The sequence below is a fragment of the Thioalkalivibrio sp. genome (assembly GCF_041690275.1).
Lineage (GTDB): Bacteria > Pseudomonadota > Gammaproteobacteria > Ectothiorhodospirales > Ectothiorhodospiraceae > Thioalkalivibrio.
Genome location: NZ_JAWLHP010000020.1, coordinates 1 through 13,140, shown reverse-complemented (window position 1 = coordinate 13,140; position 13,140 = coordinate 1). Strand labels below are relative to the sequence as shown.

General features: G+C 65.3%; 11 protein-coding genes. 10 read left to right on the top strand and 1 reads right to left on the bottom strand.

The genetic code is table 11. The features are described from left to right. The first annotated feature begins 44 nt into the window (after positions 1–44). The 9 genes from ACESMN_RS05480 (at position 45) to ACESMN_RS05440 (ending at position 9,661) form a co-directional block, all read left to right on the top strand. Positions 45–965 (top strand): patatin-like phospholipase family protein, encoded by a 921-nt coding sequence (locus tag ACESMN_RS05480; RefSeq protein ID WP_373052591.1) that lies wholly within the window; start codon positions 45–47, stop codon positions 963–965. A gap of 139 nt (positions 966–1,104) precedes the next feature. Further along, positions 1,105–1,476 carry a hypothetical protein gene (locus ACESMN_RS05475; RefSeq protein WP_373052590.1) on the top strand — a complete coding sequence of 124 codons (372 nt, stop codon included), beginning with the start codon at positions 1,105–1,107 and terminating at the stop codon, positions 1,474–1,476. Positions 1,477–1,591: 115 nt separating this feature from the next. Then, the gene (locus tag ACESMN_RS05470) at positions 1,592–1,993 is read left to right on the top strand and encodes a hypothetical protein (protein ID WP_373052589.1); all 402 of its coding nucleotides are present in this window, start codon (positions 1,592–1,594) and stop codon (positions 1,991–1,993) included. A 508-nt stretch (positions 1,994–2,501) separates the two neighbouring features. After that, complete coding sequence (locus ACESMN_RS05465) at positions 2,502–4,508, top strand: TonB-dependent receptor plug domain-containing protein (protein ID WP_373052588.1); 2,007 nt, start codon at positions 2,502–2,504, stop codon at positions 4,506–4,508. Positions 4,509–4,531: 23 nt separating this feature from the next. Further along, positions 4,532–5,704 (top strand): HmuY family protein, encoded by a 1,173-nt coding sequence (locus tag ACESMN_RS05460; protein ID WP_373052587.1) that lies wholly within the window; start codon positions 4,532–4,534, stop codon positions 5,702–5,704. 96 nt (positions 5,705–5,800) lie between these two features. Continuing rightward, complete coding sequence (locus ACESMN_RS05455) at positions 5,801–6,868, top strand: hemin-degrading factor (RefSeq protein ID WP_373052586.1); 1,068 nt, start codon at positions 5,801–5,803, stop codon at positions 6,866–6,868. Then, positions 6,865–7,746, top strand: coding sequence for a hemin ABC transporter substrate-binding protein (locus tag ACESMN_RS05450; RefSeq protein ID WP_373052585.1), 882 nt, complete (start codon positions 6,865–6,867; stop codon positions 7,744–7,746). Before ACESMN_RS05455 ends, ACESMN_RS05450 begins: the two co-directional genes overlap by 4 nt. Then, entirely contained in the window at positions 7,743–8,840 is a 1,098-nt protein-coding gene (locus ACESMN_RS05445) for a FecCD family ABC transporter permease (RefSeq protein ID WP_373052584.1), read from the top strand. Before ACESMN_RS05450 ends, ACESMN_RS05445 begins: the two co-directional genes overlap by 4 nt. A 53-nt stretch (positions 8,841–8,893) precedes the next feature. After that, positions 8,894–9,661 (top strand): heme ABC transporter ATP-binding protein, encoded by a 768-nt coding sequence (locus ACESMN_RS05440; RefSeq protein ID WP_373052583.1) that lies wholly within the window; start codon positions 8,894–8,896, stop codon positions 9,659–9,661. Between the two features lie 52 nt (positions 9,662–9,713). Here the strand turns inward: ACESMN_RS05440 and ACESMN_RS05435 are convergent, their stop codons facing one another. Beyond that, positions 9,714–10,661 carry a methyltransferase gene (locus tag ACESMN_RS05435; protein WP_373052621.1) on the bottom strand — a complete coding sequence of 316 codons (948 nt, stop codon included), beginning with the start codon at positions 10,659–10,661 and terminating at the stop codon, positions 9,714–9,716. A gap of 1,736 nt (positions 10,662–12,397) precedes the next feature. On the opposite strand from ACESMN_RS05435, the gene ACESMN_RS05430 reads away from it, so the two are divergent. Continuing rightward, a complete protein-coding gene (locus ACESMN_RS05430; RefSeq protein ID WP_373052582.1) occupies positions 12,398–13,057 on the top strand; it encodes a hypothetical protein in 660 nt (219 codons plus the stop codon). The last annotated feature ends 83 nt before the right edge of the window (positions 13,058–13,140 follow it).

The window sequence follows — 13,140 nt, the reverse complement described above, 5'->3', positions numbered from 1 at the left end:
GCCGGAAGGGGAACAATCGACAGACGAACAGCCAGGAGGAACCGATGCCGGGGCAACAGGAACAGCGGACCCGAACAGTCTCGCTCGTGCTTGGCTCCGGCGGTGCCCGCGGGCTGGCGCACATCGGCGTGATCCGGGAACTCGAGGCGCGCGGCTACGAGATCCGTGCGATCGCGGGGAGCTCGATGGGTGCGCTGGTCGGCGGCATTCACGGGCTCGGGGAGCTCGGGACCTACGCCGACTGGGTCCAGGGCCTCAGCCAGGCCGATGTAATAGGGCTCCTGGACTGGTCGTTTTCCGACGGTGGCATGATCCGCGGCCACAAACTGATGCGGAAACTCGAGGACCTGGTCGGAGACCGGAACATCGAGGATCTTCCGATCAGCTACACGGCCGTCGCGGTGGACATCCGCCGGGGAAAGGAGATCTGGATGACCGACGGTTCGCTGTTCGACGCCATCCGTGCCTCGATCGCGATCCCGGCAATCTTCGCACCGCATCGCTACCATGGCCGGGCCCTCGTGGACGGCGGCCTGCTCAATCCGGTGCCGGTGGCGCCGACCCTGCGGACGCTGACGGATCTGACCATCGTCGTCGATTTGAACGGACCCGCGCCGAAGACTGCGCTGGAGAAGGACCAGAACGAGGACGGGGACGAAGCCCATTCCGGTGTGCTCAAGCGTATGCTCGGCTATGTCGAATCGCTGCGCATGAACGGCACGCCGGCTGCCGAGAGACTGGCCCTGTCCGAGGTCCTGATGCGTTCGCTGGAGACAATGCAGGCCGCGCTCACTCAGCATCACCTCGCGGTGTTCCGTCCCGACCTCGTCGTCAGCGTCCCGAAGAACGCCTGCATGTTTCACGAATTCCATCGTGCCGGTCCGGTGATCGAGCTGGGAAGGGAGATCGCCCGCGCAAGGCTGGACGAGCTGGAGGAAAACGGCACACCGGGAACCCCGTACTGAGCGCCCGCCCCGCCGGCGCCAGCGCCAGCGCCCTGGGATAACCGCCGCACAGCGGCTATGCTGCGCGGGCAGGGGCAGCCGCCTCGCCACCCGGGGCCGGCCGGCCCCGGAATCCAAACCCATGGAAAGGAGTCGCAGCATGTATCCGACGGACATCCGCGGAAGACATTCGAGGGGTGGAGGGCTGGTGGGCCTCTTCCTGCTCGTTCTGCTGGTCGCCATCTTTTACGTTGGCGGCGAGTGGTATGTCACGCAGCACGTGAAGACGGCACTGGGCGAGATCCTGCACCAGGACATGGAGCAGGAACTGGTGGTCGAGTCCGTCGGCATGGATGGCTGGCTGTTCAGTGGGCGACGCACCGGCGATGCGGTGGTCGTCCTGTCCTCCGGCGAACGCGTGCCGGTGGAATTCACGATGATCGGCAACCCGCTCGCCGGGTCCACGATCACGGTCGAGGGAGATGAGCGCCTGAAGCTCAGGCTGCGCGGGATACTCGGCGACCTGCTCTGACCCCGTGCACCGGCCAGCGCTCGTTACATTCCGGACATACTTGTGAAATATCAGCATTGTCTAATACAGGGCATACAGAACCCGAACCGGAACGAACCCGGAAGGAGCAACCCTGATGACGAAGCTGAACAAGCTGAGCGCACTGGCCGCACTGGCCATTGCGGGCACGATGACCGCAACCGCGAACCTGTCGGCCGCGCCAGACACCGATGTGAGCCTTGATCCCTGCCTGAACGGCGGGGCCTCCACGAGCGGCCGCTTCCCCACCCAGTCCATGGAAGACGAATTCAACCGCTACCTGGAATGGGTCTCCGAGAGCGGGCTGGGCGTGGAACACGCACTCGCCGATCCGACGCGGCCGGTGCACACCCTGGAACCGGGCATGGATGCCAATGTATCCGCCAGCGGCCGATTCCCGAGCCAGGCGATGGAAGACCAGTACCAGGCGTACATGAACTGGGTCGAGAATGCGGGCCTGGACCCGCTCCACGCCTTTCGCGGCGTGTCCGCAAACTGAAGGGATCGCCTCTCGCAGTGTGCCGGCAGGCGGATGACCGGTGCAGGGCCGTCCACTCCCGGTTGCCCAGCGGGCGCCTGGCCATGCTGCCGGCTATCCACTGCAAGTCTCGATGGCATGAGTGGGGCTCGTTCAGTTAAGGGATGAGGCGAACAATCGCAATGTGAATTGTTCCTATTCGTGACAGTCGTCAGGGCCCGGGAGCAGGACCATCGCTCATCCGCGGAGCCGTGTGCCAGTTGACAACTGAGTGAGACGCGTTATCATTCGCGTTATTGGTCACGCGAGTTCCACCAGTGCCCAATCTGCGCAGCGGCGTTCGTGACCGACGCGCTGTAGCCACCCAGCCAGAACCGGCCTTCGCCGGACCCGCCAGGTAGCACGTTTCCGTGATCCACGGCTGAGCGGGCTGCCTTCCTCAAGAGCTGCACGTCCCCCTCGCCAGTGTTGCCGCGATTGGCGGTGGGGAGATGCCATGCTTCGGTTGGGATCGTCGAGCGTTGTCCTCATGCTGGCGAGCGCCGAGATGCTGGCGTCGGGCGCGCAGGCCGAGACGTTCCGGGGATCCGCGCACGGCGGTGAGGAGCCCCTCCTACTCCCCCAGATCGTGGTGACCGGTACGCGAACCGAGCGCCTGCTCGACGACGTTCCCGTCCGCACCCAGGTGATCGACCGTGACGCCCTCGACCGGCGCCAGGCGCGCGACCTGGCTGATGCCCTGCGCCTGCTTCCCGGGGTCTACCTCCGCACCATCCATGGCAAACAGGGACAGGAGGTGTGGATGCAGGGTCTGGATGGCGACCGGGTGCTGGTGCTCATCGACGGAATTCCGGCGATTGCATCCACCGGAAGCACGGTGGATCTCACCCAGATCATGGTGGCCGACGTCGAACGAATCGAGGTCGTTCGTGGGGCCACGTCAGCGCTTTACGGCTCTTCCGCGATGGGCGGTGTGATCAACGTCATCACCCGCCGGCCCGATGAGCTGGCGTATCGGTTGCAGCTGGAGGCGGGTGCCTATGACGAGCGCGGCGAGGGAGATCCGCCTCACGGGACTCACCTCCTGGGCCGCTGGAGCCGTGGCGGGGAACGTTATGCCGCTGAGTTCACGGGGGCCTGGCGTCGGAACGACGGCTTCTCCCTGGAACCCGAGCGATTCGCTCAGGACGTCCACGGCATCGAACACGTCAACCTCTCCTCGCGGGTGGACTGGACGCCCACGCAGCAGACGCGACTCGGCCTGCGACCGACCTGGATGCAGGAGGACAAGACCCAGCGCCTGTCCGTGGCTCTGCCCGGCGGATTCGAGGGACGTCGCGTCAAGGAGGAGACCGTTCGCCAGCCCGCGCTGGTCGTGGACCTTGCGCACACCACTGAGAACAACGGCGACTGGCGGCTTGCCGCCTCGTGGTCACGTTTCGAGAACCAGACCATGGAACGTTCCGTGGCCGGTGATCCGCTGACCCGCCGCGACGCCCGGATCGTCTCCAAGCGTGTCGAAGGCCAGTGGAACCACGACTGGAACCCGCGCCATTGGCTCACCTTTGGCGCAGTGGTCTGGGAGGAGCGGCTGGATCAGACCAAGGACACCTGGATCGGCGGAGCCCCGGTCCGCAGCAACGAAATCGTGCCCGATGCACGGCACCGCAACCAGGAGGTGTTCGCCCAGGACAACATCTTTCTGGGCGAGAGGGCCGAAATTCTTGCCGGTCTTCGTTATCAGCACGACAGCGACTTCGGTGGGTTCTTGGCTCCCAGTCTGAACCTCAAACGACAGGTCGATACCGATGCCGGACGCGTGAATCTGCGAGCCGGCGTGGGGCGTGGCTATCGCGTGCCCAACCTGAAGGAACGTTACTTCGAATTCGACCAGAGCAGCCTCGGCTATCTGGTGGTAGGCAATCCGGACCTGAAACCAGAAAATTCGGTCAGCGTGCAGCTCGGCTCGGAGTGGCTGCCCCTGGAAGAACAGGCCCCCCGCGGGGACGTGAACCTGTTCTACAACGACATCCGGGATCTGATCACCACCGAGTTCAACGCCGAACTCTCCGATCGGGAGGGTCTGCAGGTATTCGACTACCAGAACCTGGCCCGGGCAAGGACCTGGGGTGTCGAGACGGGCCTCGCCTGGCAGCTGCACCCCAGCTTCCGCTGGGACATCGGGTACACGTGGCTGCAGACGGAAAACCGGGACACGGGCCTCACGCTTCCGCTCCGTCCCGCCCACCAGGTCAAGACCGAATTCATCTACCAGCGCAACCGGCTGCAACTCTCGGCGGACGCCGAGTACCAGTCCAGCGAGTTCATCGATATTGAGAACACGGAGAAATCCCCGGCATGGACCCGGGTGAACCTGCGCGGCGCCTGGCGTCAGGGCCCCGTGACCTGGCTCGCGGGTGTGGACAACCTGTTCGACGAGGTTCCGGCGGCTGGTGACGCCGCGGATTTCAGCCCGAAAACCGGCCGCTACATCTACCTGGGGTTGCGCCTGGACGGCCCCTTCCGGTCCCGATGACATCAACCCAGAGGAGCGACATCATGTCCGTTGCATTCCACCGACCACTCACAGCCTTGCTTGCTGCGCTTCTGGTGACCGCCTGCGGAGGTGGTGGATCGGATGATCCGCCTGCCGACGGGGATAACCCGCCGCAGACTGACGAACTGACATCGCTACAGATCGACGCCACGGACGCCTCCCGGTACGTATATCTGAACCTGAACACGGGACAGGTCGCCGAGGTTGCCGCGCAGTCCGAGTCCGGGCCGGAGTGGCATATCGCCTTCCGGCGGTTCAACGTGAAGTTGAACGGCGGGACGTCGGGAGACGGCAACGTCGCAGGCGCGCTGGTCGGCGCACAGAGTGACTTCTACGACAACGGCGCGCCGATCGAGAGCCGGTTTACGACTGCGAACCCTGACGGCGAACGACCGGCACTGATGGCCGAGATCGCCGAGCCCGATGCCGGCGACTGGATCCAGGACAGCGTGACGACGGTGCTGCGGGGCACCAGCGCAACCGACGGCGGTTGGTACCTGTTCAACCTGGCCGACGGGACCATGCTTCCGAACCCGGACCGCGGCTGGCTGCTGCGGTCTGGGGAGGGCAACAGCTACGCCCGCATGCGCATGACGGAACTCACCTTCGCTACGCGTTCGGGACTCGGCGTGGAGAATTTCCGCTTCGAATTCGACGTGCAGCCGGCAGGGATCGGCCAGTTCACTGGCCAAGCGGCGTTCCAAGGCTCGATTCCGCCGGAGGGTGGCGAGGTCTGCTTCGATTTCGACGCCGACCAGACGGTCGCCTGCTCGGGCACCGCGTGGGATCTGAAGATCGGATTCCTCGGCAGGTCCTTCTTCCTGCGGAGCAACGGCGGCGTGAGTGGCGACGGCAGCGGGGCCGCATTCGGTCCGTTCGACTGGGCGGAACTGGCCGCCTATGCCAGTGCAACCATCGATCCGGGCGGAACTCCCCTGGCCGGGCTCTATGTTCCGGACAGCTCGAGCGGCGTGTTCAGCGAACACCCCTGGTATGCGTACAACCTCGCGGGGCAAAACCGCCTCTGGCCAAACTACCGGGTCTACCTGATCGACACCGACCGTGCCGATGACACCGCACCGCGTTATGTGCTGCAGATCATCGGCTACTACAGCGACGCCGGAATCTCGGGGTATCCGCAACTGCGCTACCGAGCCGTTCCTGCACTGCAGTGACCGGGCGCACCGCTGCGCCAGGAGCGAACCGCGACTTGAATTCTGCACGTCCGCGTGCCGGTGCGTGCCAGCCATCACCACACGGAGACGATCACCATGGACATGTTACGAAGCGAATCTCAGGCGAATGGTCTGCATCAGGCCTGGCATGACCTGCGCCAGAACAACCCCCGATTGAGGGCGCGCGATGGCGCGAGGCAGCTCGGCGTCAGCGAGGGCGAGTTGGTTGCCAGCGGCTGTGGCCGGACCGCCGTGCGCCTGAAGCCTCGGTGGCAGTCACTGCTTCACGCGCTTGGCTCCCTGGGGCCGGCCATGGCCCTCACCCGCAACGAGCACGCAGTCCATGAGCGCCATGGGCGATACCGGAACATCCGGGTTTTTGGAAACATGGGCCTGGTACTGGATGACGGCATCGACCTGCGCCTGTTCCTTGCACACTGGCACCACGCGTTCGCGGTGACCGAACAGGGGGCGGACGGGAGCCGCCAGAGCCTCCAGGTCTTCGACAGCGACGGTACCGCCGTGCACAAGGTGTACCTGACCGCACAAAGTGACGGTGCGGCCTACCAGGACCTGCTGGAACGCTTTCGTGATCCGGATCAGGATCCCGTGCTGAACGTCTTTGCCCGGCCTCCAGCGCCACCGCCGCAACCAGAGGAGACCATCGATGTAGCTGGTTTGCAACGCCATTGGGATGCGTTGCAGGACACCCACGACTTTCATGATCTGCTGCAGGAGTTCGGCGTGACCCGTATCCAGGCCATGCGTCTGGCTGGTTCCGAGCGTGCGCGGGAGGTCGGGCCGGATTCCCTGCAGCAGGTGTTCGAGAGCGCGCGCGATGCGGACCTGCCCATCATGGTCTTCGTCGGGAGCCCTGGGGTCGTCCAGATACACACCGGCACCGTCAAGCGCCTCTACGAAGTGGGTGAGTGGTACAACGTGCTCGATCCGGCGTTCAACCTGCATCTGCGCCAGCCGGCCGTCTCCAGTGCCTGGATGGTCAAAAAGCCCACGGTGGACGGGCCGGTGCACTCGCTGGAGCTCTATGCCGAGGACGGGCAACTGATTCTCCAGGTGTTCGGGGCCCGCAAGCCGGGGAAGCCGGAGAATGTGGGTTGGCGCTCGTTGATCCAGTGCCTGCAGCCATTCCGGGCCCGTACATGAATGTCCTCCGGCGTCGAGTTCTGCTGGGTGGCCTGCTCGGTCTGTTCGGTGTCGCTCCGGTCGCTGTCCCGGCCGCTTCGCGATCCGGGCGGGTGATCAGCGTCGGCGGATCGGTGACGGAGACGGTGTTCGCACTCGGTGCGGCCGAGCGCCTCGTCGGGGTCGATACCAGCAGCATCTTTCCGGAGGCTGCGCGCTCGCTGCCACAGGTGGGGTACCAGCGGGTGCTCTCGGCCGAGGGCATCCTTTCGCTGCAGCCGACGCTGCTGCTGGCCGATGAGCAGGCCGGTCCGGCGTCGGTCATCACACAGATCCGGGCTGCCGGACTTCCCGTGGACACCGTCCCTTCCGCCCGGTCGCGGGAGGAGGTTGTAGAGCGCATCCATCTCATCGGTCAGTCCCTGCACCGTGACGCCGCGGCGCAGGCCCTTGCCGGCGCCGTCGATCAGCGCCTCGAGGCGGTCGAGCAGGCGCTGGCACATCAGGATCAGCGGCCCCGGGTCATTCTCCTTCTCGCCCACGGGCGCGGCTCGCCGCTGGCCGCGGGTCGGGATACGCAGGGCGAGGCGATGATCCGGATGGCTGGCGGACAGAACGCACTGCACGGCTTCCGGGGTTACAAGCCGGTATCTCCGGAGGCGGTGGTGGCCGCCGCACCGGAGGTCGTCGTGCTGCCCGAACAGTCGGTGGAGGCTTTGGGAGGGATGGATGCCGCCCTCGCAGCATCCGGGCTCGACGCCACACCCGCAGCACGTCATGGGCGTGTGGTGGTCCTGGACATGCTCTATCTGCTCGGGATGGGCCCGCGCACCGGGGAGGCAGTGACGGAGCTGGCCCTTGCCTTCCATCCGGCACTTCGCCCCGGGCGGATTCCGTGAACGCGCGGGTATTCGCCGCAGCGGTGGCGGAGCCGGAAACGCAGGGGGACCGGTCGCGGCGGGCACGCTGGACCCTGCTTGCCCTGGCTGCGGGTCTGCTCGCGGTCGCGGTTCTGTCGCTGGGACAGGGGGCCCTTCCGGTCCCTCCGGATCGCATCGTCGGGATCCTGGCGAGTGCCGTCGGGCTCGGCGATGCGGCCCGCTTCAACCACTTCGAGATGCATGTGGTCCTGCACCTGCGCCTGCCCCGGTTGCTGCTGGCGATGCTGGTCGGCAGCGCACTGGCGGTCAGTGGGGCGGCGCTGCAGGGGCTCTTCCGCAACCCACTGGCCGACCCTGGCCTGGTCGGCGTGTCCGCGGGAGCGGCGCTCGGTGCCGTCACCGTGATCGTGCTGGGCGCAACGTGGCTCCACGGCATGACCGCCTGGCTCGGGATCTACACTTTGCCGATCGCGGCCTTCATCGGCGGTCTTGCGGCGACCCTGCTGGTGTACCGCCTGGCCCAGCAGGGCGGATACACGCCGGTCGCAACGCTGCTGCTCGCGGGTATCGCGATCAACGCCGTCGCGGGCGCCGGAACCGGGCTGCTGACCTTCATCGCGGACGATCAGCAACTGCGTTCCCTGACCTTCTGGACCATGGGCAGCCTCGGTGGTGCGAGTTGGTCGAATCTGGCCGCGGCCGCGCCCCTGATCCTGCTGCCGATGCTTGCGCTGCCGGTTCTGGCCATGGCCATGAACGCCTTCCTGCTCGGTGAGTCGGTGGCACAGCATCTCGGGGTTCGGGTGGAGCACATCAAGATTCTGGTCGTGACGCTGACCGCGATGGCTGTCGGGGCCGCCGTCGCGGTCTCGGGCATCATCGGCTTCGTCGGGCTGGTGGTCCCGCACCTCCTGCGCCTGTGGATGGGTCCGGATCATCGCTACCTGCTTCCGGGCAGCGCTCTGCTCGGGGCGTTCCTGCTGCTGCTGGCTGATCTCCTGGCGCGCAATGTCGTGGCCCCCGCGGAATTGCCGATCGGTCTGATCACCGCGCTGGTCGGCGGGCCGTTCTTCCTGGCCCTCTTGCTGCGCAGACGAGGCATGTATTCATGATTGAGGCATTGAGGGTCGCCCTCCGCCGTGGAGGTAAGAAACTTCTGGCAGGAGTGGATTTCCATCTGGGCCCGGGCGAACTGGTTGCCGTCGTCGGGCCCAACGGTGCGGGGAAGACCAGTCTGATACGCATCCTGAGCGGGGAGTACCCACCGGACAGTGGGACGGTGCAACTGGACGGGGTGCCACTGGACCGCTGGTCTCCGCGGCTTCTCGCCCGCCGGCGTGCTGTTCTCCCGCAGGAGACCTCGCTCGATTTCCCGTTGTCGGCGCTGGAAGTCGCGTTGATGGGGCGGATGCCTCACGTACGCAGTTCCCGGGACCGTCAGTTGGCGCTGGATGCCCTGCATCAGGCGGATGCCGCGCACCTTGCCCACAGGATCTACCCGACCCTGTCCGGCGGCGAGCGGCAACGGGTGCAGCTCGCTCGCGTGCTCTGCCAGCTCCGGGATGATTCCGCTCCCGCACAGCGTTACCTGCTGCTCGACGAACCGACCGCTGCACTGGATCTCGCGCACCAGTACACGCTGCTGCGAACGGTACGCCGGCTCGTCGGTGACGGTCTCGGCGGCCTGGCGATCCTGCACGACCTCAACCTTGCCGCGCAGTTTGCCGACCGTATCGTCGTGATGGCCGGGGGACAGATTGTTACCGGGGGAGATCCCCGGACCGTCCTGGTTCCGGAGCTCATTCGGGAGGTGTACGCGGTCGATTGTGTGGTGACGCGGCATCCGTGTCTCGCGGTGCCACACGTGATCCCGGTTCCGGACGCCAGAATGGGCGTTGGGGCTCATACGACAGTGCCGCGTACCCATGACTGAGTCCCTCCGGCTTCTTCCGCAAGGCCTTGGTGGTCGCGCCTTGAGTTGCCGGTCATTCTCGCGAAGCCCGCAGCAGCAGATTGCGCGGGGTTAGTTCGCGGTCGCAGAAGGACCCGAGGTCAACCCGCATGCCAGCCTCCTCGAGCCGCCGAGCTCGGTCGAGTGCCAGCCATACCTCCAGTGGCCGACGGAACAGGTGGCGAACCTGCTCCAGTCGCTCGACTTCTTCGAGCCGTCGCCAGCCGGCTCGCTCGCGCGCCGTCCAGTCGGTGATGGACGGCAGAACGAGCTGCTTTTCGTTGGCGGCCCAGCGGCAGAAACCCTGAAAGTCGGCGGGCAGATCGCCGTACCGAAGGCGGGGTATCGGGAGATAGGCGTCCACGCCGCGAATTTCCCGTTGCAGCAGGTCGAAGCCCAGCCGCCAGGCCTTCGCTCTGCGGCGCTGCCGCTGCGTGTGACAGGGTGCGGTCACTGTCTCCTGGACCGCGAGTGCGAGATCCTGGCGCGTGAGCACCAGTGCGTGGCGACGGGCAAGCTCCCGGCCGCTCTCCGAGACGGGTTGATACTGCTCATGCACAGTGCGGTGGTAACAGCAGGGTGCGAGAGAGAGCGCACAGCCCGTCTGCGCTACCAGTTCGAGCAGGCGCAGGTGCAGATCGCCACAGGCGTGCAGCGCCACCACGTGAGTCCCCGGACGCAGCCAGCGCAGCACGTCGTGCGCGAGCACGTCCTGTTGCTGCAGGTGCATGTGCACGCCTTGACGCTTTGCGAGTGCCTGCCCTTCGCTACAGAGTCGGGCATCAGACTCCAGTCCGGTTACGGGCGCGTAGCGACCATCGGCCAGGGCACGGGCGAGATGCCCCTTGCCCGAGCACCATTCGACGATGGACTGCCCGGGGACGATGTGTACGCGGGACACGAAAGCCGTGATCTGGCGCCATTTGCGTCCGCCGACATGGAGCCTCAGGCGTTCGGGCGGAGGTGCCGCGACAGCGGGCACTCGTGGCAGGTCGATGAGTTCCCCCAGTGGTTCGGCAGGGAGCCAGCCGGCGAGCGCTGTCGGGTCAGACCAGGGAACTACGGTGCCCCTTGATGGGAAGGCGGCCCAGGGTGGCGTCAGGCACTGGAAGGGCTCAATCGTCCAGACCGGGTGCCATTCGGCGAGCAGTCCCGTGAGGCGCTCCAAGCGCTCGGCAAGCGATGGCGTCACGGGCTGTTGCCGGCTCGCAGGATGGGTGAGCCAGGCTGTGCGGGCGTCAGCGGCAGGAAATCACGACGCACAGGATCGTGAAGGTGGCGCGTGGAGCCATATGCGGCATCAGTAGCGTCTGGTACGACCGGGTGAGTGTCTGCGTCGTGATGCACTCGGGCGAGGGGGTCTGCAGAGCCACTTCGACCACCACTCCATTCCTGAAGTATAGGACGGATAAACGCTGCTTTCAGGAAATGTCCAACGCTTATTCCCCGGTGAGATCGGAACAAGCCGCCTTTCTTGGCCCAAACTCGCGCTCCGCTCGGTCACCGCCCATCGCCAGCGCCATTTCAGGCGGGCAGCCAGCCGTTACGCTGCCGTGTGCCTCCAGGAAACAGCATCCGGGGTTGAATGAGGACGATGCCGTCAGCCGAATAGCGCTCCAGGCGGCGCCCGGCTTTCGGGTAACAGGAAGGGTCCGCAGGTTGGGGCTTCCATCTTCAAATGATTAAGGATTCTCTGAGCCGCTGCCAAATCCTTGATACAGGGGATGGTTCGCCCAGCCCCGCCCCTGCCCCGACAGGTCTCGACATCGGCCCCAAGAACCTGCTCCGAACGTTGGCGTCAAGTCCGACTCGAGCCACTCATCCAGGCCCACTGAATGGCAGTTCAGGGTCGCGAACCGTCCCTCCGAATCGGTTAATGCTCGTGTTTCCTCAACCACGAACGAGGACACCGACCATGAACGACAGCGAAATGATTGTTGCTTACCATCCGCCCCCCTGGGACAAGGGAAGGCTCATCGGCCAGAAGCCCCGCTGAAGCTCAGACAGATCTGGGCCCTACGCACCCGACGCGAGATGGCCGGGAAGGCCCAAGAACTCGCCCTGCTCAACCTGGCGATCGACAGCAAGCTCAGGGGCTGTGGCCTGGTCCAGTTGCGGGTAGACCACGTGGCCCGTGGCGGCGAAGTGCTGACCCGCGCCAGCGTGGTCCAACAGAAGACCCGCGAACCCGTTCGTTTCGAGCTGACCGAGCCTACCCGGATTGCAGTCTCTGCCTGGATTGCCAAGGCCGGACCGACCAGCGGCAGTTATCTCTTCCCAAGTCGGCAGCCAGGGGCGGCTCGGCACTTTTTTCTGGGAGGAGGCCTCGGCGACGGTTGTCACCGTGCTCTGGGTCACGGTGTTGATGCCGAACGACCAAGATCCGGATATCCGTAGCCACGAGACGATAGATGATCGACCAGGGGAAGCCGTGCAGCGGGAACCAACGACGGTCGCCCCCCGGTGGGAACCATAGGCCGGGATTCGCCACCAGGAAGTTTACGGGGACAGCACACCCATTTCTCTGCGGTCCGCGCGGGCTGCATGATCCGGGGAATCATGAGAAAGTGAGGGATGGCCCAAGCGGATCGTGTTCATTCGCGGGTAATCGCATCATGCGCGGCAGCGCTGCAATCGCCGGCGGGAATGGATATCGGTGTACTTCCCCGGAAACCCCGGAAACCGGGCCAAGAAACTTCATAGCCAGAGGGATTCCGATTGAAAGCCACGAAGCCGTCCTGTCTTCTGACGCTACTGACGAGCATTACCTTGGTGGCGGCCACAGCCTGTGCCCCGGAGGCACCGGACAAGAAGCCTGTTCCGCAATCCCGCCAACAGGAGCCTGCCGCCGAAGCGGAACCCATCCGCCCCGGTCACTCGCGTATTCTGCAATCCTACGACGGCACCGCCTACCAATATCCGATCAGGGCGCAGTACCCAGACTCCATGCAGGTTGACGGCGGCTGCATTGGTGAGGGCTGCGGGTTCTCCTTTACCTTTGCTCCCCGTGGCAATGCCCTGGATGATGCCGAGGTTCATGTCTTCTTACCGGCGGCCGCGCACTCGGCCGACGATCTGGAACCCTCGGTGACCGGCCCCAATGGCCTGATTGCGAGGGCGGGCTGGACAGTCAACGACATTGAGTCGGGAAGATCAGAAGCATTTCCCTATGACTGGGTGCAGACAGTCATCAGCTTCAGCGGTGATCGCGGACAGTCCGGCCATATCTTGCTGGGAGAAACCTCGGGTCAGGCGGTGCAGGTTCTACTGAAATATCCTGCCGAAATGGCAGAGGCCTACTGGCGCGATGCTGAGATCGTCCTTGAGAGCCTGGAATTCGAGGAAGAGCTGCTTCCCCTGACGTCCTCGTCTTCCTGAGGGGTTGCGGGTACAGTGCGCCCGTTTCTCTCCGCAAGCGGATCGTGTTCATTGTCGGGTAACCGCATCATGCGCGGCAGCGC